Annotated in this window: 13 protein-coding genes; 1 reads left to right on the top strand and 12 read right to left on the bottom strand. The window is 42.3% G+C overall.

What is annotated here, in order from left to right:
* The first annotated feature begins 65 nt into the window (after window positions 1–65).
* Complete coding sequence (gene glnA, locus AC1EK3_RS00215) at window positions 66–1,502, top strand: type I glutamate--ammonia ligase (protein WP_415683726.1); 1,437 nt, start codon at window positions 66–68, stop codon at window positions 1,500–1,502.
* Window positions 1,503–1,566: 64 nt separating this feature from the next.
* Here glnA and AC1EK3_RS00210 read toward each other — a convergent pair whose 3' ends face one another.
* From AC1EK3_RS00210 to AC1EK3_RS00155, 12 genes are all read right to left on the bottom strand, one after another.
* Window positions 1,567–2,208 carry an ABC transporter ATP-binding protein gene (locus AC1EK3_RS00210; RefSeq protein ID WP_119526165.1) on the bottom strand — a complete coding sequence of 214 codons (642 nt, stop codon included), beginning with the start codon at window positions 2,206–2,208 and terminating at the stop codon, window positions 1,567–1,569.
* A 138-nt stretch (window positions 2,209–2,346) separates the two neighbouring features.
* Window positions 2,347–3,666 carry an ABC transporter permease gene (locus AC1EK3_RS00205; protein WP_480033325.1) on the bottom strand — a complete coding sequence of 440 codons (1,320 nt, stop codon included), beginning with the start codon at window positions 3,664–3,666 and terminating at the stop codon, window positions 2,347–2,349.
* A gap of 74 nt (window positions 3,667–3,740) precedes the next feature.
* On the bottom strand, window positions 3,741–5,111 hold the full coding sequence (locus AC1EK3_RS00200) for an ABC transporter permease (protein WP_480033326.1): 1,371 nt from the start codon (window positions 5,109–5,111) through the stop codon (window positions 3,741–3,743).
* Window positions 5,112–5,340: 229 nt separating this feature from the next.
* On the bottom strand, window positions 5,341–6,747 hold the full coding sequence (locus tag AC1EK3_RS00195) for a zinc ribbon domain-containing protein (RefSeq protein WP_480033327.1): 1,407 nt from the start codon (window positions 6,745–6,747) through the stop codon (window positions 5,341–5,343).
* Between the two features lie 77 nt (window positions 6,748–6,824).
* Window positions 6,825–8,042 carry a zinc ribbon domain-containing protein gene (locus AC1EK3_RS00190; RefSeq protein ID WP_480033328.1) on the bottom strand — a complete coding sequence of 406 codons (1,218 nt, stop codon included), beginning with the start codon at window positions 8,040–8,042 and terminating at the stop codon, window positions 6,825–6,827.
* A gap of 270 nt (window positions 8,043–8,312) precedes the next feature.
* Window positions 8,313–8,966, bottom strand: a complete 654-nt coding sequence (locus AC1EK3_RS00185; RefSeq protein ID WP_004107289.1) for a peptide deformylase — start codon at window positions 8,964–8,966, stop codon at window positions 8,313–8,315.
* A gap of 176 nt (window positions 8,967–9,142) precedes the next feature.
* Window positions 9,143–10,570, bottom strand: coding sequence for a phosphoglucosamine mutase (gene glmM, locus AC1EK3_RS00180; RefSeq protein WP_480033329.1), 1,428 nt, complete (start codon window positions 10,568–10,570; stop codon window positions 9,143–9,145).
* 249 nt (window positions 10,571–10,819) lie between these two features.
* Window positions 10,820–13,435, bottom strand: coding sequence for an aminopeptidase N (gene pepN / locus AC1EK3_RS00175; protein ID WP_480033330.1), 2,616 nt, complete (start codon window positions 13,433–13,435; stop codon window positions 10,820–10,822).
* 95 nt (window positions 13,436–13,530) lie between these two features.
* Window positions 13,531–15,558 (bottom strand): ribonuclease J, encoded by a 2,028-nt coding sequence (locus AC1EK3_RS00170; RefSeq protein WP_480033331.1) that lies wholly within the window; start codon window positions 15,556–15,558, stop codon window positions 13,531–13,533.
* Between the two features lie 258 nt (window positions 15,559–15,816).
* The gene (locus AC1EK3_RS00165) at window positions 15,817–17,211 is read right to left on the bottom strand and encodes an MFS transporter (protein WP_480033332.1); all 1,395 of its coding nucleotides are present in this window, start codon (window positions 17,209–17,211) and stop codon (window positions 15,817–15,819) included.
* Between the two features lie 60 nt (window positions 17,212–17,271).
* A complete protein-coding gene (locus tag AC1EK3_RS00160; RefSeq protein ID WP_480033333.1) occupies window positions 17,272–17,958 on the bottom strand; it encodes a GNAT family N-acetyltransferase in 687 nt (228 codons plus the stop codon).
* 25 nt (window positions 17,959–17,983) lie between these two features.
* Window positions 17,984–22,210 carry an ATP-dependent DNA helicase gene (locus AC1EK3_RS00155; RefSeq protein ID WP_480033334.1) on the bottom strand — a complete coding sequence of 1,409 codons (4,227 nt, stop codon included), beginning with the start codon at window positions 22,208–22,210 and terminating at the stop codon, window positions 17,984–17,986.

Genomic DNA, 22,210 nt, shown 5'->3' with positions numbered 1-22,210 from the left:
GAAATCCAAAATGGCATTCATAGTCATAAACTCATTAATAGGTTTTTAAGAAAGGAATGGTGGCCATGACCACTTTGCAAACTAAAGAAGATGCCGCAGCCCTCATTGAAAAGGAAGGCATTGAATACGTATCCGTACGATTTACTGATTTGATTGGCGTTCAGCAGCACTTTACTGTTCCAGCTGACGAGTTCTTACACAGCGCTTTCACTGATGGAATGGCGTTCGATGGTTCTTCTATGCAAGGCTTCCAGGCTATTAATGAATCAGATATGAAGCTTATTCCAGATGTTGACACTGCTTATGTTGATCCATTCCGTAAGCATAAGACTTTAAACGTTGCTTTCTCTATTGTTGATCCTGTAACAGATGAACCATATTCTAGGGATCCTCGTCAGGTCGCTATTAAAGCAGAGTCTTATTTGAAGTCCACTGGCATTGCTGACACTGCAAGCTTTGCTCCTGAAGCCGAGTTCTTCATTTTTGATAAGGTGCGTTTTGCTAATGACATGCAACGCTCCTTCTATGAGGTTGATTCTAACGAAGCTCCTTGGAATTCTGGAATCGACACTGAAGATGACGGCAGCAACAATATTGGTTTCAAGAACCGCGTAAAGCACGGCTACTTCCCTGTGCCACCAGTAGATCACAATCAGGATTTGCGCGATGACATGGTTTCAAATTTGCAAAAGGTCGGCTTGATTCTTGAGCGTTCTCACCACGAAGTCGGCGGTGCAGGTCAGCAGGAAATCAACTACCGTTATAACACGCTTGTTCACGCTGGCGACGATTTGATGAAGTACAAGTATGTGGTTCACGAGACTGCTGCTTTAGCTGGCAAGGCTGCAACGTTTATGCCAAAGCCAATTGCTGGAGATAACGGCACCGGTATGCACTGCCATCAGTCACTTTGGAAAGATGGCAAGCCATTGTTCTATGCAGAAACTGGCTACGCTCAGCTTTCTGATATTGCACGTTGGTATATTGGCGGTTTGATTAAGCACGCTTCTTCTGTTCTTGCATTTACGAATCCTTCGCTTAACTCTTACCACCGCTTGGTTCCAGGCTACGAAGCTCCAGTCAACTTGGTTTACTCTGCTCGTAACCGTTCTGCAGCTATTCGTATTCCTCTCGCTGGAGACGCTCCTGCAGCTAAGCGCATTGAGTTCCGCGCACCGGATCCTTCTTGCAACCCATTCTTAGCATTCTCAGCTCAGCTTATGGCAGGCTTGGATGGTGTTATTAACCATATTGAGCCTCCTGCTCCTGTTGATAAAGATTTGTACGAGCTTCCTCCAGAGGAGCATGACGGCATTAAGCAGGTTCCTTCTTCGCTTGGTGAAGCTTTGCAAGCTTTGGAAGAGGATCACGACTTCCTTATGCAAGGCGACGTGTTTACTAGCGATCTGATTGAAACTTGGCTGAATTTGAAGCATGAGGAAATGGATATGGCTCGCTTGGCTCCAACGCCACTCGAGTACGAGCTTTACTTCCACATCTGATTTGTAGTTAAGTTATTCTACAAATAAGCCGGCCCTACGATTTCGCGGGGTCGGCTTTTTGCGTTCAAGCAGATTGATGAGTTAGCTGTTTATTTTTTAGCACGTATTTTACATCAGCTTGAGAGGCGACCTTCGAATCATGAGTGACAACAATCACACATTTGCCGTGTTTGCTAGCAGCATTTTTTAATATTGCAATAACTTCTTTAGTTGTTGCAGGGTCAAGACTTCCAGTAGGCTCATCAGCCAAAATTACCGGCGCAGAAGATACCAAGGCTCGCCCAATTGCAACACGCTGCTGTTGACCACCAGAAAGTTTAGTAACGTTACGATTTGCTTCTTCTTCAGTTAACCCAAGATCTACTAACACTTGAGCATCCGCGCGCGAATTTACTAATCGCAAATTTTCTAACGGCGTCAAATAGTCAATAAGATTAAAATTCTGAAAAACAAGCGAGATATGTTTTTTGCGATGCTCAACATATCCTGTTTTTGCAATATTTTCACCGTTAAAAAGCACTTCGCCACTATACGGAGTATCTAATCCAGCTAAAAGCGAGAGCATAGTGGACTTTCCAGCTCCAGAAGCTCCCATAATACTGTACATTTTGCCAGTTTCGAACTCTGCATTCACGTCATTTAGTACCGCAATATTTGCAGGTCCGTAAGTGTACTTCACATTTTTTAATTGCAATAAAGCAGACATAATAAGCTCCTTATTTTTACATAATTTAAATATGATTTATACGATTTGTTTCATTTATACGATTGCGCTGTTTGTAATTGCGCTTTTAGTAGAAAATTCGCATACGCAACTACATTTTGCTAGCTAATTGTGCTTCTGCTAACTCATAGCGCTTAGTATTTGCCGAGGCTTCTTTATTAAGATTGGCAGCACTGCAACAATCAACGCAACTATTGAAATAAGCAAACCCATAACAAAAGAAGTAAACGTTTGTGTCAACGGCAATACTGGCATACCATCCGCAATAAATGACGAATCAGCACTATGCAAAATCGCAGAACCAATAACGCCAGAAAAAGCAGCACCCAATCCCAGCGAAATAACAAATGACACAATGTTAAGTATCACTATTTCAACAAGCAATTGACTAGCTATTATTGCTCTAGATAATCCAATAGACACAAGTACGCCAATCTCATGCATACGCGCCCTAACCCAGAACACTAATACAAGTCCAAGCACTAAAATTCCAACAAAACTTAGCGCAACAAAAATCATTCGCACAAGTTGTTGCACAGAATTAACCGAGCTTATTACATCAGACAGTTGCGAAGCGTTCTGCTCTACATCCGCCCACTTGCCGGCAATACTTTTAGCATCACGTATTGCACTAGCTAATAAATCAGAACGCTCAACAGCACAGCGCAAAACACCTCGCTTAGAAGAGCCAGCCAAAGACAACGCCGAACTTAAGTCAGTAAATATGCGATTTTCTGAGGCATCCGAAGGAAGCGCTCCTTTAGTTTGTAACTTGCCGGCAAAAATGCCAACAACTCGAACATTTACATTAAACCCCTGCTTAAGAGTTATAGTAGAACCAATCTTAAGATTATTCTTTTTAGCAAAATCACGATGCACTATTGCTCTACCAGAAGAACGATTAGTAATATGCTCACCCTGCTCTAAACGGTACAATCCTTCTTGAAAACCCTGAGACAATCGAGAATCTGTTGTGCCAGTAATTCCAGCAGCATGAGCCAAAACATCATCGTCTAGTCTTGGACCCTGCGCAGGAAGCACAAGTTGCTTTCCAACAGGTACAGCTAAAACATCGCGCTCTTCCACTACAGTTTTTACGCCCGAAATCGCAGCAAATTTACGAATTTGACTAGAGTCAATTCCTTCATTCGCGTCTAAATCTTGCGGAATTGGAGAATTAGACGTAGCAACAGAATTAGAATTTGTATTACTTTGCTCTGGAAGAGTTTCACCTCGAGTTTTTGCTCGCACAGTAAAACCTAAACCAATACTTGATTGAATACGATTTCTAGCATCATCAACAGAAGCACTAATACCAGCTTGTGAAACTAGCGCGCTTAAAACAAGAGTCATAATCAGCACAATTATTGCGTTGCGTCGAGGTTTGCGCAATATTGCAAGTTTCGCTCGAGCACATAAAGAAATTACTTCACCATTCATAATGTTACTCACTAACTTTTCAAATAACTTTCATACGACGAATTATGAAAACTATGCCGCCAAACAGCATAGTTTTACTTTTGCAATCCGAGGAGCTCACGAGGAGGTTTGCATATAATTGGCAAATAAGACAACACTACTACAGCAACAACTACAGCGCATACTATTGCAGAAACTCCAACAAAACACTGAGCGTCTACTTGTACGCTAAGTGTTTCCAAAGTTTTTGTTGCCAAAGTTGATTCAAGATTTCCACCAGCTTGACCCATATTACTCAATTCACGGGCAGCTGATGATTGCACAGAGCCAAGGGCAGCATTAGCCATCAACGGAGCTATAACTTTTGCAGAAAGGTAACCCACAATCAACGAAGGTATTGAAATAAGCACAATCTCAGCAAGATATTGACTAACTATAGATAATTTGCCAGTGCCAATCGCAACAAACACACCAATTTCATTACGTCGCTCATTCATCCACAGCAAAAGCACCAATCCAAGCGCAATAATAGCAAATGATACAACAGCAATTGTTGTAACAGTCATTATTGAGCGCACTCCCTTTGCTGCTTTCAGCAAACCAGAAACGAACTGATCGTCACGAGTTAGTTGATAGTTTTGCAAATCAATAGGCAATTTGGCAGCTTGCGCCATAATATTATCCGCATCCTCGCCGCGCTTTACCCTAAAACTTGCGTCCTGATATATTTCTTTTCCTGGCTTATATTTATACAATTCGCGCGTAGTTTGCAAATCAGTATAAACCATATTGGCAGTCAATTCCGCTCTAGTTGCAACTTGACGCTTATTTGCTCCCGAATAAATTCCGACAATACGAGTTTTTACGGTTGCAGTTGATTGGTTAATATTGTCGGCATCGTAAGGGTTAGCGCGAAGTGTAAGAGTATCTCCTACATGCAATCCGTTAGCTTTAGCGAGATCTTCATGAATCAGTGATGCATGAACGTTGTTAGCAATAAGATGCTTGCCTTTAGACATAGTTATTGCTTTTGTTTTAAAAGTATTTAAACCAGTAGAGTCATTCGTCCCTTCAATATTAACGGCATTGCCAAACTGCTGTTCACGCTTATTGTCATACTCTTGTACGCCTGGAATTCTTGCCGCTTTAGCATTAACTAAATCCGCTGTTACATTTTGTCGAACAACGTAGGAAGCAATTCCATTTAACTTTGCAATTGCCTGTACATCTTTAGGTTTTACAGTTCCAGCTCCTCTAGGAGTTCCAGGGTTTATTTGAGGGTTATTTGCGAGCACAAAACTAGACTCTGCTTGCGCTTCAACTTTTTCTCCTTCTCTACCTGCAGCACTTGAAACTGCAGAAGTAGAAAATAACAATGTCGAAATAAGAAATACAATAATGAAAACTATTGCTGTTTTTATTCGTTTCCTCAGAATGTAGCGTATTGCACGAGAGATAAACGTCATCGACTACCTTTCTTCATTGAAAATTGCTTGTATATCAACCTTTAAATATACGGGTCACCAGTATAACATATCAATACTGAAAAATGCGTTTAGTGTCATACTTTACAATGCGCAAATCTACCAGTGCATAAATCTATGCTATAAAAAATTTCCCTCTACAAAACAAATTGTAGAGGGAAACTTTTATTTGTATTTAATGCGCCTTTAAATTTTGCACATTTCGTTAGATCTAGTCTTGGTTAAAATCTATTACAAGCTTATTATTTTTAATACTAAACTTTCCATAAACATAACCACTATTGGTAGTATGATAGTCTCTCCATTCATTATCGTCATCATCATCATCGTCATTGTGCTTATAACGATAAGAGATATCTACACCAATCTCATCGCTCTGGAAAGTTCCTGACGACATGTCAACTTGATCCAACGTAGGAGTGCCATTAACACTACGCTTAATATTGTCATAGCTATACCTTGTGTAGTAACTAAAGCTTGCAAATCCACAACTTTCTGGAACATCGGTTTCAGTTGACGCTACGCATTTATCAACATGCTTTTGAATAGCCTTAGTAAGCTCATCCTTTAATGTTTCTGTAGCTTCTAACTCTAAACTTGCAGATTCTGAACTATCTTTTCCACTAATTAACACATTCGTAGAATTTGTGGTCCATAGTTGTGAATTTTTTGCAGATTCAACGCGGTAAGACCCAGGATACACAGGAAGCTTATATTCTGTAGTTGATGTGTATTCCGAATAACCGTAGTCTGAACTGTAGGTGTCACCGCTATATTTTGGCGATTTTTTGAGAGCAGACAAGTTTATTTCAGAATCATTAACTTTTATTTTATCAACTTCATTTGGCACAGTTATGTTGATGTGACCAAGCGGCGGATATTGAACTTTATAAGAGTCAAAGAATAGCCACTGTTTGCCAGCTGGCACAAGAGTTATTACCGTTGAGGCATCTCTATCTCCAACTTTGTAAGAAAGCTTAAATGAATTGTATGGGCCATTATCAACATTCATATAAGATATATGATTCTTAGAAGCTCTGCCTATTGCGCTTGTAAGTAGTGTACGATAATTTTCTGGAATTCTAGAAGAAGACCAATCTGTCATATTGTTAGCTTCATCAAAATTGCCTTCTTGCAAAGACTTCACATAACGTTGAATAGTTGCTTGTGGAGAATACACATTCTGTTGAATAACTGTATAACCTATACCAAGAACCACAATAACAATGCCAATTACAATAAGCATAATTTTTGTGCTGCGCTTCATCGGTGCGCTTTTAACAACATTACCTGCTGCGAAATTAGAATCAAAAGAATCAGGATTATAATATTCTGTAGGCTGATTTTGTGAATAATCTTGCTGATTATAATACTGCTGATTCTGATACCCCTGCTGCCCATAAGCATTTTGGCTGTTATAAGCAGGCTGAGGATAAGCTTGTGTGTTCTGCTGAATGAACTGCGTTTGTTGCACATCATTCATTTGATTTTGCTGATATTGATCATTTTGAATTGGCTGATAATTTGAATTAACTTGTTGCGGCACAAGACTCGCTCCACAAGATGAGCATACTATAGCTCCATAAGCATTTTGACTATTGCAATATGGACAATTCATACATTTCTCTCAATACGTTTTTAAAAAAATTACAAGGGAGCCTAGCTGGTTTCCCAACTAGGCTCAATTATTCTTAATTAAAAAAACTTAGGCAACGATGGTGCATTTTTATATGCTGCCCAGAAACCTGACCATGCAGATGACATAAAGCTCTTATCGATGGCCGATACAATGAACATTGCAATAACGCCTACGAGGATGAAGATAACCCACATCCACTCACGATCAAGCTTGCCCTTATATTGTGCAGTCGCTAAGAAGGACACAGGCACCAAAATCAGCAGCACAAGGTAAAGAGCTTGCAAAGCAATAGATGGAATCTGTAATGCCAAAGAAGGATTATGGATGAACAAAGACGCATCTACAGAATCAAGGTTTATACTCACTCCCTGCGTATTGCCTGACATGAAATCTTGCGCAACATTAGCAGCTTGTCCAGTCATTAATCCAACTAAAGCAGTCCTAGACGGTGGAATAAATGCTAATACTGTAGCAACTATTTGCAAACCAACAAGTGGAACAAGCTTTTGTGCAAAAAGAACATGAAGCTGAGCTGGTGAAACCTCATCACCAAACATCTTCATGCCCAACAAAGCAACACCGTAAACTGCGTATACAGTTAAGACACCAATAATAAACTTGTAAAGGAACACTGTAAACGGAACGCCTGGAGTAGCTGGAATGCTTGGTCCTCCAAAAGAAGTTGACACTGCATTTGCAACACTGGCAGCTGGTGATGTCATTGCGTTAACAATAGTCATAGAAGACAAGTATCCTTGCAAACCAAACAGCAAGCCAGAAATAAGTGCTATCAATGCTGCGTAGAGGTTAGATACGCGATACTTCTGGGAAGGATTCTTAAGAGCAGTTACCAACCAACGGAAGAAGTTCATCATCTGTTCAGCATTAATCTGGTTTGAAATTTGGCTGTAGTGTGAAACTCCTGGAGTATTTGGACGATTCTGCATTCCTGGCATACCCGGCATTCCTGGCTGAGCTGGCATACCCTGCTGAGCATATGGATAGCCTGGACGTTGCATGTTTGGCGCACCCTGCTGAGGCGCACCCTGCTGAGGCGCACCCTGCTGAGGCATACTAGGACGCGCAAACTGTGGAGCATGCTGTACAGCAGGCTGAGCAGGTGCAGGCTGGGCTGGAGCAGGCTGAACAGGTGCAGGCTGGGCTGGAGCAGGCTGAACAGGTGCTTGCTGAGCAGCCTCAAACTTGTTTCCACAGCCCTTGCAGAATTTTGCAGTATCAATATTCTGAGTACCGCATTGAGCGCAAACTTTCACTCGTCTCTCCTTTGTTAATGGAACAGATCCAATAAATTTGTTAACAGAGAAATGTTTAACAAACCACTTGCGCTCAATTCTATTACTAAAAGCACCCAAAACAAACTAATTATAACAAAAAGTGCTTATTTTAAGGCAAAAAAATTCTATAAATACTACGTAAATCAGTAAAAAATACGATGTAAGAATAGAAAAACAAAAAAATATACTAAGTTTTTATTAATCAAAAGCAAAATTAAATTAAATTAATAAACAAATTTGCAATAAAACCTAGATAGCAAATCCCAAAGTACGAGCTGCAGCTACTGGAACTGCTTCATCTGCCCAATAATCCTCAAGATTCTCATCAGTGGAAAGCGAACGCATCTCTGCACGATCAATATAAAGTTCACCGCGAAGATGATCCGTTTCATGCTGGAAAATACGCGCAGGCCAACCATGCAAACGCTCGGAGTGTTGTTTGCCATCCTCGTCTTGCCAAGTAGCTTGAATATCAAGCCAACGCTGACGAACAGCCTGATAGCCGGAAACACTTAAGCAGCCTTCATAAAAACTGCGTGTTTGAGTGCCAATCGGCTCATAATGAGGGTTAATAATTGCTCTAAACGGAAGCTCTGCAATGTCTCGAGGATCGTCTTCATCGTCACGAACATGATCTTCAATAACAGCAATAGCAAGACCAAGACCAATTTGAGGAGCAGCTAAACCAACTCCAGGAGCTTCTAGCATTGTGCTATGCATTAACGAAATTAGCTTAGTAAGAGTTGCGCGAGTAAGCTGACCGTCATACGCAACAGTACGCTGACGAAGAACTGGCTCACCTGCTTGCACAATCGGCAAAATACCGTCTTCTGTAGCAGAATCAAGCAAGCGCTCAACAGCGCGACTGAGCTTAGTATCGACACTTGCATGATGCGTAAACATAGGACTCCTTTTCACCGTTTTAAATAACGCGCATAATAACGCGAAAATATACAAAATTTACATGCCGCGAGCAGAATTTGAAATCCGCACTAAAGATATAAGTGTATCAAAATTATTTGCGCACTGCTAGAGCAGACTGAAATGTAAGCAGACAGAGAACGCAAAAATAAGCAAACTTATAGCTTCAGATTATCAACCACAACTTGAGCAAGACGAGCGCAAACCTCATCCGCTTGAGTTTGAGTTGCAGCCTCGCACATAACACGCACAAGCGGCTCGGTGCCGCTAGGACGCAAAAGCACGCGACCTGTATCTCCAAGAAGTTTCGATTCTTTCTCAACAGCTGCAAGCACAGCTGCGTTAGTTTTCGAAGCCATTTTATCTACATTTGGCACATTTACAAGAGCTTGCGGAAGCTGTGGGAAATCTGCAGCCATTTGCGAAAGTTTCTTGCCTGAACGCACAACTTCACGGCACAAAGTCAAAGCAGTAAGCGTGCCATCGCCGGTGGTTGCAAATTCGCGATTAATAACGTGACCAGACTGCTCGCCGCCGAGTGAATAATCATGCTTGAGCATTTCTTCAAGAACGTAGCGATCACCAACGTTTGTTTGCACTGTTGCAATGCCCATATCTTTAAGCGCAAGTTTTAAGCCAAGATTGCTCATAACTGTAACTACAAGAGTGTCATGATTGAGCTTACCTTCAGCCTTTTTAGCGCGAGCAAGAATACCCATAATTTGATCGCCATTAACCATATTGCCGTTTTCGTCGACAGCCAAGCAGCGGTCTGCGTCGCCATCAAACGCAACACCCAAATCAGCATTAGAAGCTTTAACCATAGCTTGTAACTGCTCAGGATGAGTCGAGCCTGCATGATCGTTAATGTTGTAGCCGTCAGGAGATGCGTTAATAACTACAACTTCTGCACCAGCGCGGCGCAAAGCCTCAGGAGCTACAACAGAAGTAGCACCATTCGCGCAATCTGCTACAACACGCAAACCTGCAAGCGGCTTTGGACGCGTAGTAGAAGCGTTACTTAAAGGCGCAACAGCAGAAACCAAGTGATCAATATAAAGGTTTGTTGCTGTAGTAGTATCATGGCTGACTCGACCAACACCAGCACCAGTTGGACGCTCCCAATCTTGACCAAGCACAGCCTCAATCTCATCTTCCTTGCTATCTGGAAGCTTAAAGCCTCCGCGCGCAAAGAATTTAATGCCGTTATCTGGCATAGGATTATGCGACGCGGAAATAACAGCACCCATTTCAACGTTAAGCACGGAAGTGAGGAAAGCAACGCCAGGAGTTGGGATAATTCCAGCATCGATAACATCAAAACCGCCAGCACTCATGCCAGCAGCGAGAGCAGAAGCTAGAAAATCGCCAGAAACGCGAGTATCTCTACCAATAAGCGCGCGGCGACGAGCATGAGCGGAGCGAGAAGAAGTATCTGATGACGCTTTTTCCTCTACAGCAGACGCAACCGCGCTTTTATCTCCCAAAACGCGCACTGCAGCGTCACCTAAATCCAAAGCAAGTTGCGCTGTTAAATCGCGATTTGCCAATCCACGCACACCGTCTGTACCAAACATTCTTGGCATAATAAAGCCTCTTTCGCAAAAATCACTTCATCCTGCGCGCAAGCAAACAACATCGCATACTAGCGCGTCACACACTATTCGCAATTCTACTCACTGTTTCACATAACGCGCTAGCGCTTTGACCGAGCTAACCAGTGAGAGTTAAACCACCAAACAAAGACACTAGCGCAGAAATGAAACTGCACAAGTGTCCCAAAATGAGCAAAATCAGACACTAGCGCAGAAATGAAACTGCACTAGTGTCCGAATTTAGCGCAAAGAAGCGTTGTAATGCTGCACTTTAAGCGTGCGGCGAGAAGAATCGAGGCTGCCAAGAACCATGCGGCGCAAAGCCTGATCCGCATCAGCATGAGCCTCAAGCCACTTTTCACCGTGCTTAACCAGCTCCTCAACCGGCGCATACACAGGATACAAGCCCTCAATCAGAGCCTCAGCCATATGGAATGTGCGGTTCTTCCAAATCCACTCAACTTCAGCAAAGTAGCGCTCAACATAAGGCTTAACCAAATCGCCTTTAGCTGTGCTTGCAAAGCCGGCAACCACAGCACCCATTTGCATATTCGTCAAATTGAGATTACGCAAAGCCTGTTCGAAAGCCCAATCCTTAGCTTCTGCAGTCGAGCGAGCTGCACGAGCCTGGTAAGCGTATTCTCGATTCTCAGTCGTGTCGCGCTTAGCGAGTTCCGCGTCAATTCCAGCTTCATCCAAAGCGTTCACACCTGCGAGCGCAATAAGAATGCTCCAACGCAAGTCGTTGTCGATTTCCAAGCCTTCCAGATTCACGGAACCGTTAAGTAATCCGTTAGCTACGCGCAAGAACTCAGCATCTCCAACTTCGCCGTAGCCAAGATAAGCCTTGAGCAACTGGAATTGCTCGTCGGAACCTGCAGCAGCTGCCAAAGCCAACTGCCAGAGTTCGTGAGCAACATGCTTTGAGACTTCTGCTTGACGCTCAGGCACCACGTAGTGGCTTGCAGTTACCTTTACTTGACCAAGAGCATAGCGGAAAGTAGTTGATTCGCGCTCAGTTGCCAAAGCTTTAAGGCTAAGTTCCACGAAGCGTTCTGCTGGGAATTCTGCGTCGCGAGTCATGTCCCACAACGCGAGCCAAATAAGCGAGCGCGTCAAAGAATCCTTGAAACGATACAAGTTTTCTGCAGCAAACTCAAGCGACTTTTCGTCAAAACGTAACTTTGTGTAAGTCAAGTCGTCGTCGTTTACGAGAATAAGTGCTGGCATTTTTTCGCCGCGCGCTTCAACAACTTCCGTCACTTCGCCGTCTACGTCAAGTTCGATTCGCTTTGTGCGCTTAATTTCGCCAGTTGCTTCATCTACATTGTAGAATCCAACAGCCAAACGGTGTGCACGAAGAACAGGATGCTCAGCTGGAGCGCTCTGACGCAAACGCAAGGAAGCAATAGTGCCGTCACTAGCTTCTTCGACTTCGGTAGAAATCGTGTTAATTCCAGCCTTTTCAAGCCATTGAGCACTCCAAGCTTTCAAATCGCGTCCGCTTGTAAGCTCTAACTCGTGCAACAAATCAGCCAAAGTTGCGTTGCTGTATGCATGCTTGCTCAAATAGTTGTGGATTCCTTCAAAGAACTTTTCGCGACCAACGTACGCTACGAGTTGCTTCAATACGGAAGCACCCTTTGCGTAAGTGATGCCGTCGAAGTTGACAGAAGTGTCGTTCAAATCGTTGATTGGAGCCACGATTGGGTGCGTTGTTGGAAGCTGATCTTGATTAAGTGCCCAGCTTTTTTCGCCGGAATTGAAAGTGCTCCAAGCGTCATGCCATTCGGTTGCTTCAGCAGTTGCAAGAGTAGAAGTGAATTCTGCGAAGGATTCGTTAAGCCACAAATCATTCCACCACTTCATTGTCACGTAGTCACCGAACCACATGTGTGCAAGCTCGTGCAAAACTGTTACAACTCGGCGCTCAGCATAAGCGTCCGTAACTTTGGATTCAAACACGTATTGGTCGCGAATTGTAACCATACCAATGTTTTCCATAGCTCCAGCGTTATATTCTGGAACGTAAATCTGATCGTACTTTGCGTACGGATATGGCACTCCCCAAGTCTTAGCGTAGAAAGCAAAGCCTTTCTTTGTAATATCGAATAAGTAGTCAACGTCTTTTGCAAAAGCGTCTTTAAGTGCCTGACGGCAGTACATTGCCATTGGCACTACGCGACCGTCTTCGTTGTCGTAAGTTGTGTGCCATTCGGCGTAAGGTCCTGCGCAAATAGCAGTTAAGTAGGAGCTCATCTTTGGAGTTGGCTCGAATACCCAACGCTTCATGCCTTCTACAGCGCCATTTTCCAAAGTGCCATCTTCCGTCTTGCGACCTTCAAGCGCTGTTTCGCTTTTAACTGGCATATTGGAAGTAACGATCCAGCTTTCCGGAGCGTCTACCGTAAAGTCAAAAACAGCCTTTAAATCTGGCTGATCAAACACAGCATAAACGCGGCGAGCATCCGGTACTTCGAACTGAGTATACAAATACACGTTTCCGTCGGAAGGATCCACGCTTCTGTGCAAACCCTCGCCCGTGTTGGAATACTGGCAGTTTGCTACAACTTCTACGGTATTATGCTCAAGCAAATTTGCGAGCTCAATTCGGCTGTCTGCAAAAACTTTAGAAACGTCAAGAGCGGTACCGTTTAACACCACGGATTCTACGCTGTTTGCAATCAAATCGAGGAAGCTTACACTACCAGCTTTAGCATCGAACTCAATCTTCGTGCGCGATGTAAAATCGCGTCCGCCTTTTCCTAAATCAAGCGCAACATCGTAATGAATTGGCATTTGGATAGCATCGAAGCGTTCGGCAGCTTCTACGCGAGTAAGATTTGCTCCTGGCATATTTTGTACCTTCCTTATTTTTTCTTATTTTTAATTATATTTACGATTATTTTCAGCTATTTACGAATAATTGCGAATATTTTTGATATTTTTGATTATATTTGATTATTTTCTGCAATATCCGCAACTACCGGTACGAGCATAGGCTTCCTGCGTAAAGCGCGAGCCACCCAACTACCCAACGTGCGTCGCATAATTTGCTGCAATTTATAAGTATCATGCTCGCCGCGCATCATAGCATCCTGCAACTGCTCAACAATTTGATGACGAACCTTCTCAAAATCAGCCTCGTCTTCAGCAACAGCATTCAAAAAAATCTTCGGACCCGAAACAACGTCAGCGTGCTCTGTATCAACTACAACAAAGCTCGAAACGAAACCTTCCGTGCCCAAAATCCTGCGCTTTTCAAGCTCTTCATCTGTAAGCTCACCAACAGAATCGCCATCAACATACACGTAGCCGCATGGCACAGAACCAACAACTGCAGCATTGCCATGATACAAATCCACAACATCGCCGTCTTCAGCAAGCACAACGTTATTTGGATCAACGCCAGTTTTTACAGCAATCAATCCGTTTGCAACCAAGTGACGATGCTCACCGTGAATTGGCATAGCGCACTTTGGCTTCACAATGTTGTACAAATACAGCAACTCGCCTTCATTGCAATGACCAGACACGTGAATTGCAGCGTTATCTTTGTTAATTACGCGCGCACCCAACTGCACAAGCTTATTAATAACCTTGTAAACCTCGTGCTCATTGCCTGGAATAAGCGAACTTGCAAGAATAACAGTATCGAATTCGTTAACAGTAATATCTCGGTGACTGCCATCTGCAATACGCCCAAGTGCAGCCATAGGCTCGCCTTGTGAACCAGTGCACATGTATACGAGCTTGTCATCCTGAATATCTTTCGCTTGTTTTAAGTCAACAACAGTATTTTCAGGAATATGCAAGTAGCCTAAATCTGCAGCAATTGACATATTGCGAACCATCGAGCGCCCGACGAATACAACTTTGCGCCCAAACTTATGCGCAGCGTCAACCACTTGCTGCACGCGATGCACGTGACTTGAGAAGCTAGCAACAATAATTTTGCGCGTAGCTTCAGCAAAAGCGCGATCCAAAGCCGGACCAATCGAAGTTTCAGGCTTCACAAATCCTGGAACTTCAGCATTAGTGGAATCAGCCATAAGCAAATCTATGCCTTGCTCACCTAAACGCCCAAACTCAACTAAATCAGTAATGCGATGGTCAAGAGGAAGCTGGTCAAGCTTAATATCACCAGTATCAATAAGCGTTCCGGCTGGAGTTTTTACGCACACAGCGAGAGCATCCGGAATAGAATGCGTAACAGTAATAAATTCAAGGTTAAACGGACCGACTTTCATCTTATCGCGACCTTCTACGCGAATAAGCTCCGGATCAATATGATGCTCTTTGCACTTAGCTTCCACAAAAGCAAGAGTTAGTTTTGAACCAATTAACGGAATGTCAGGACGCATCTTAAGAAGGTAAGGCACGCCACCGATATGATCTTCGTGACCATGCGTTAAAACCAATGCCTCAACTTTGTCTAAGCGATCCTGAATGTAGTGAAAATCTGGGAGAATCAAATCAACGCCCGGCTGCTCTTCTTCTGGGAATAGCACACCGCAATCGATAAGCAAAATATGACCGTTATATTCAATTACGTTCATATTGCGACCGATTTCACCCAAACCACCAAGCGGTACGATTCGCATTGAGCCTTTACGATACTTTGGCGGCGCAATAATCGCACCTTCTCTTTGATCGTTAACTACAGGAGGAAGAACATTTCCTGTTCTACGAGTTGATGACTTTGCGTTTTCTGTTTTAGTTTCTTTGTTGAATTTAGCTTTTTTAGTTGATTTAGTTTTAGCAGATTTTACATCTTTAGTAGATACTGGTTTAGTTGAAGTATCAGAAGACATTTTTTTATTCACTTTTTTCACCGACTGTCGAATTTGCTTAGACGACGCAGAAGATTCTTGGTTATTAAGAGAACGCATATTATCAGCGTCAGATTGCAACGCATCGCGTACTACTTCAGCAAGAATTTCCTCAGTACGTTCATCATATTCTATTTTCATATTCATCTCACTACATCTTGCGATATTGCGCACTTCTTTCTAGTGTACCGTTAGGACTCAACTCAGCTTTTGTTACTGAAACGGCAGAAACTTTACAAGGGCGTAAAGTTTCGGTCGGATTAAAGCGAAAAAACGGCAGAAACTTTACACGTGTGTAAAGAAACGGTCGCGAAACCGCCAAAAAACGGCAGAAACTTTACACGGACGTAAAGTTTCTGTCGGCTACGCGCGAAAAAACGGCAGAAACTTTACACGCGCGCGCAGTTAATGTCGCTTTTTAAGCACCATTACAATAAACCAGCCGAACGTTGCGATAGGTATAGCTGCCAGTGTTGAAATCCACGGAACCATCATGCCAGCGTGAGCACTCCACGAGTCGATTGCAGCTCCAGCAGCCATCGAGCCTAAAGAACATCCGACAGAAGACGCAGTTGGTAGCCATGAAAGACCTTCCGTAAGCGATTCTTCAGGAACAGTTGCTTTAACGATAAGATTTCCAGTAGCAAAAATTGGCGAAACGCATAAGCCGGAAAGCACTTCAAAAACGCTCATAAGCATAAGTCTGTCAATATTAAGACTCATAAGCACAAATCCAACAGTTAAACCAGTCAAAAATACAATCAAATGCGACCAATTAGAACCGCGGAATTTATGCGATCCAAAAATAATCGCTCCCACAAGCGAACCGCATGCAAACAATGCCAGCTGCATACCAATAAAATGATCAAGCCCTTGAGCTTTCATTGCAGCTGTTACAGACACGTCAAATGCACTAAAACTCATATTAAACACAACAAACATGAGCACAAGCGGGATAATACCGCGGTAAAGCAGCACGTTTTTGCCGCGCTTTTTTGAGTGATGATTGTGCAATTGCTTAAGACTAAATTTGTCTGCAAATGAGCGTTTCGCTTCTTGCTTTTGAGATTCCGCATAATCTTTAGAAATTTCATCTTCTTTTTGAGAAGCGATTAATACATCGACATCTTCAGCTGCAGCAGTTGGAACTTCTACTACTTTAAGCACAGCAGGTTGAGTATTTTTTAGAGAAAAGAACCAAGCTCCGCCCAATCCACTTGCAAATACTGGCACGAATAATTGCGAAACAGGATGCACGGAAGTTGCTAACCACGCAGCCAAAATAGGTCCTAATATAAACACAATTTCATCGATACCAGATTCCAACGCATAAGCAACGTTTAATAAAGAATCGTCATCTTCTGCACGCAATGTATAAGCCCAACGAGTACGCACCAACGCGCCAAAAGCAAACTGAGTTACGCCCATCACAATTGCTAACACAAAAAGCAAAACAAGAGGAACCTTAAATAAAGCTGCAAATGCAAAAGAAATCATAGCGATTACTTGAGCACTTAGCGCAATAACCCCAACTTTACGCTGACCAAAACGGTCGAAAAGCTTAGCATACACAGGAGTTACCGCAGCCTGTGCAAGCACATACGACGCAGACATTGCTCCAGCAACAGTCCAGTTGTTATACAAATGGTTTAATGCAAGAACAATTCCCAACGCGATCATAGACATTGGCAAACGCGCAATCGCGCCTGCTACACAAAACGCTTTAGCTCCATTAAATGAAAATAATCTAGAATATTGATAAAATACCGATGCTTTATTAGTTGCCGTTTGCGACGACATATATTTCTTTACTCCTTTTGTCAAGCAAGTCACACACGTTATACATTTGCATATTTTTTATTAGCACGTTTTAGAACGAGCATTCGCTTGCTTTGAACGAACTCTCGGCTCACCTGAGTAAATATACAAGTCATCCACCAAAGATTTCACGTTCTTAGCTTCATAAGGATGATCCGAGCGCATAAAAGAAGCATCTCTTCTAAGCCCGTGATAATCATAAAAACTTACGTCACACGCTGAATCAGTATGCAAATAGTAACGATTTACTCCGTTATTTCTTAGCATATGCATTGTTCGCTTCCACAAGCCTCCACCGACACCATGCCCACGAGCATCCGGAGATACAAGGAAAAGCTCCAATTCCGCTTGAGTTAAATTATTGATATGAGATTTCGCTTCAAGTTTAGTTTCCAACGCGCGCATGCCATACGCTTCTTCTAAAGCGAGAGCATAGTTTTTGTCACAATTTTCTTTCATTGCGGCTTCTTGCTCGCGAAGCATTCTCCCTACTTCTGGAAATAAAACAGGTGCGTCAAAAACTCGCGCCAAAAGCAGACCCATAAACTTACCGTCTATTTCAGCAATAGTACCATGCGTTGAAGGTTCCAAGTAATGCAACACAGATCTTCGAGAAAGACTTAACGAAGCATCTTTCCCAACTTCTTGCGCAATACCCCAAGTACGTTCATATTCTTTAACCATTGCATCAATATCGCTGAGTTTTACAGAACGAAATTCAACAGTCATGGTTCTTCCTTACTTCATAATTCGTTTATGCGTCATCATCATCGAGGGAGATTAACGTGTCAGAGTGTAACTCGGCAAGGATCTCATCTTTCGTTTTTTGCTCGGCATGAATTTCCCGTTCACATTCATCCGATATGTTCACATAATAAAGGGTGGCATCGATAGCATCAAGCGGAACCTTAGTCATAAGAGACAAAAGCAGACGATACCAGTCAAGCTGACCAAGTTTAAGCGCAATATCTTGTGGATTGGTTGGTTTTCTTCCGGTTTTCCAATCGACTATCGTGTACAATTTGCTTGGATCTTCTGGATTTAAACCACCTGCGAATATTGCGTCGATTTTTCCATTAATAATTTGATCGCCTAATTCTGGAACATGAGCTACAATCGGCTGCTCTGCTGCTATAGGACGGCGATGCGCCCATTTTGATGTTATTAAACGCTGCTTCCATATCAACAATTTGCGCTCCGAAGATTTTGCATTTTGCGAAATATTCTCGCAAGTTTCATCAACGTTCTCAGCAACGTTCTCAGCAACGTTCTCACCAACATTCTCATCAACGTCATACTGAATAGAATTTTTATTCACACAACCAGCTTTTACAAACTGTTCAGCCCAAGCATGAAAACGAGTTCCCAAATCAGAAGCAGGCGAAGAAACACTAGGAATAGGGCGAATAATTGCCATCCATTCCTTTCGCAAACGCTTAGCATCCGCATCATCAAAATCTTCATTCGCGCGCGAATAATCATTACGAAACATAGCGCGTCTTTGCACAGCAGTCACATTGACATTTTCAACATTAGAAAGCTGCTCTGCTCTGTTTTTTAACTCTTGAATGTTGCGATACCAATCAATTTTCGGCATTAAATCCGCATCTTGTAGCAAAGCTTGAGCTTTGTAAAGCAAAGAATTATCTTTTGAAATACCAGAAACTTGATTACTAATTTTTGAATTTACAACGTCTTGCGCAGATTTTTGCAATACACTACGTATAGCTTCACTAGATGCACTCGGCCAAGATAATTGCTTCTTATTATCTTCAGTTGGAATAGAGCTTTCCTCGCTAAATAATTGCGCAAGTTGCGAAGCTGACTCCCCTACAACATAACCTACTTGATTTGAAGAATCTGAAACCTTAGCTGTGACCTGAACCGGAGATTCTTCAGATCCTCGCATTGAATCATACATTTCCTGCCAAAAAACAGAAGGTTTTTTAACTCTAGAAGTTGAAATATTTGAAGATTCATCTACAGAAGAAGCTGCACTATTTGCAGAATTTTCTTTATTCTCAACAACGCTCATAGCATTAGACTGGCTGCAAGTGAGCAATGCTGCGAATTTAGCACGCGTCAAAGCAACATACATAAGGTGACGCTCGTCAATGTGCAAAGCGCGCCCACGCTCCTCGACTTGCGAAAGAGGCAATGTGCCAGTTTTCATCACAGCGTTATACACTTCGCTAGCTTCTGAAGGAATCGCTTCTACTGGAGCCTGCTCATGCTCATGGAACTTTTCTGCCAAATCAAACATTTCTCTAGCTCTTGAACCATAAACTTCTGCGTCAATATCGTCTACAGTTAACATATTTTTCAAAGATTTTTGAGGTTCCATGCTAGTTTCAAGATCAACATCGTGAGGGAATCTTGGCAATATATTTGCATCCACTCTCATAGAAACAGGCACTTTTGCAGCAACTTCGAGCGTTGCGTATGCCCTTTCCCTGTACACGCCACTTTGTTGCGTTGCTATTACGCGCAAATTATCGCCTTGATTACTTGGGAACACGCCTTCATTAAGCCCAACTATCGCCACAGCAGGCCATTCCAAACCTTTCGATTGGTGAATAGTCATTAATACGACATCCGCAAGTTCATCCACTGAAGAAGGTTGATCGTTAATTTTGTCTATATTGAAAATCCAAGACATAAACCCATGCAAAGTAGGAGTTGTAAAATCGCTCATTTCTTGCAAATACGCGTCTGCTAGTAGACAAATAGAATCGACAGTAGAGTGCATATCGTCAAGAAGCGTTGCATTAGAGGAAGTATCATTCATAAGTGCGCGAGATAGCGCAACGTCAATATCAACGTTAAGCGTTTCTACAGCAACGCGCATAATATCTTGCAAAGAGCCAGATTGAGCACGTTGTATTGCATGAATCATTTGCCCTATTCTTAACACTGCTACATAAGCTTTAGAGCTTAAATTATTTTTTAGCTCAGAAAGCAAATTATTGTCATTTTTGTCGTTTTTGTCGTTATTTTTTGCTTCTTCGCTTAGTTGAGTTTCGTATGCTTCAAGCAAAACATCCGCCACAAAAACTCCACCATGAATACTATTGGTTTGCGAAGCTTGAGATTGCTGTTCTCGAACAACTTGCGACCACTTAGAGCGAGGAGTTTCAGCGTCTACTAAACCTGCTTGCACTAAAGCACGAAAAACATATTCGATATTCTTTGATGTTGCAATATTAGCTATAGCAGCCAAATCGTCAGTATTAAGCGCAAAACGAGGAGTTGCAAGCAATCTCATCAAAGCTTGAGTATTTGTGTGATCTGCAACAACAGAAAGAAGAGCTAAAACATCTCGAATTTCTGGTTTTTCAAGCAATGCAGAATACCCAACAGTAAGAGTGCGCAAACCTGCTTTTTGTAATGCTTCTTCATATAACGGAATATTATTTTTGCTACGGAAAAGAACTGCAACTCGAGCAGATGCAGAATTAGTATCGTCGTTTTGAGACAGCGCATTATGTTTTACATATTTTACAAAACGCACAACAGCTTCTACTTCTTGATATTGCGTAGGCATATTTAACACACTAAAAGTACCTTTTGGTGCATTATCTAAGTATTGCAAGTTTTTCACTTCTACTTCTGCAGCAAGTGAACTACTATGACGAAGCGCAGGCACCCGCAAAGGTTTCGTAATAGAATTTGCAGCTTTTAAAATAAGCTGCGAATTGCGTCGCGTCCTAGTAAGAGAAAACTCACTTGACTGGTCAATATTTAGTGCTTGCTCAAGCTTTCTAAAAGCTCCAGAACTAGCTCCTCTAAACGAGTAAATAGCTTGGAAGGGATCGCCTACTGCAGCAATATGCGTTTGTTGAGTAGTTAAAAAGTCTTGATTTTCACTAGTATTCGCAGCAACACTAGCTTCTTCAACACCGCTAGTTTTTTTATGAAACAGCGTTGCAATCAGCATTGCTTGAGTGGTAGAAGTATCTTGATATTCGTCAAGCAAAACTTGGCTGTATTGGCGGCGATACTGCTCTGCAATAGAAGGAAAATGCGTTACCAAACGGTATGCAGCAATAGTAAAATCGCTAAATTGCGCCATATTTGCGCGCTGCTTTGCTGCGTCAAAAGCCAAAACTAATTCAAGTAATGCATTGCGCTTCTTAGCAGCTTCAAGCAAGTTATTACAAGATTCGTAACACTTATTTTTTAATGTAATATTCAGGTATTCTACGTATTCTTTTCCGTAATTTTCGCACTTTTCGAAATATTTTTCATCCGAATCGTTTTTTCCGCGACGCAATTTAATAGAGCTAGGCTTTTTTGCAATTATTTCAGTAGTTTCAGCGCAATTAATTGCTTTTTGCAAATGTTCAATCCAAGCGTTATTCCACTTTTGAATTTCTAGAACAGCTTTAGACGTGCTATCTATAGACTCTCCCCTGCTATTTATGCCAATCATCGAGCATGAAATATCTGCTGCGAGCGCAAGCACGTCGTCAATAAGCGCATCAAAACTATACCAAGACAGTATTTCCGCATGATTAGTAACATAATCGTTTACTAGCGGTTTTATTAATTCGCGCGCACCTGCATCGCTTAAAGGTTGCGTATTTTGATCAAATCCAACGAGCAAACCATATTGGCGCACAATTGACTGGAAAAAAGCATCGTATGTCATTACTTCTGGCTTCAAAAAGCCACTTGAAGATGCAGAATTTCCGTTATTGATGAGCTTATTTATTTCGCTACTATGCTGACTTACAGCTTGAGCAACTCTTGCAAGCAGCTCAGAAGCTGCTTTATTAGTAAAAGTCAGCCCCAAGATACTTTCAGGAGCAACTCCGCGCTCAATAAGGTCGATAACGCGACGAGTCATCGTATACGTTTTGCCGCTTCCAGCTCCTGCAACAATAATCATGTTCTTATTTGTTGGCGCTTGAATTGCTGCAGCTTGTTCCACGCTATCGGTGTTCTTGCGAGTAAATTGCTTATTTGTTTTATCAATCAT

This window comes from Gardnerella sp. C0026F2 (assembly GCF_056590715.1).
This window is presented reverse-complemented; position numbering and strand designations above follow the sequence as displayed.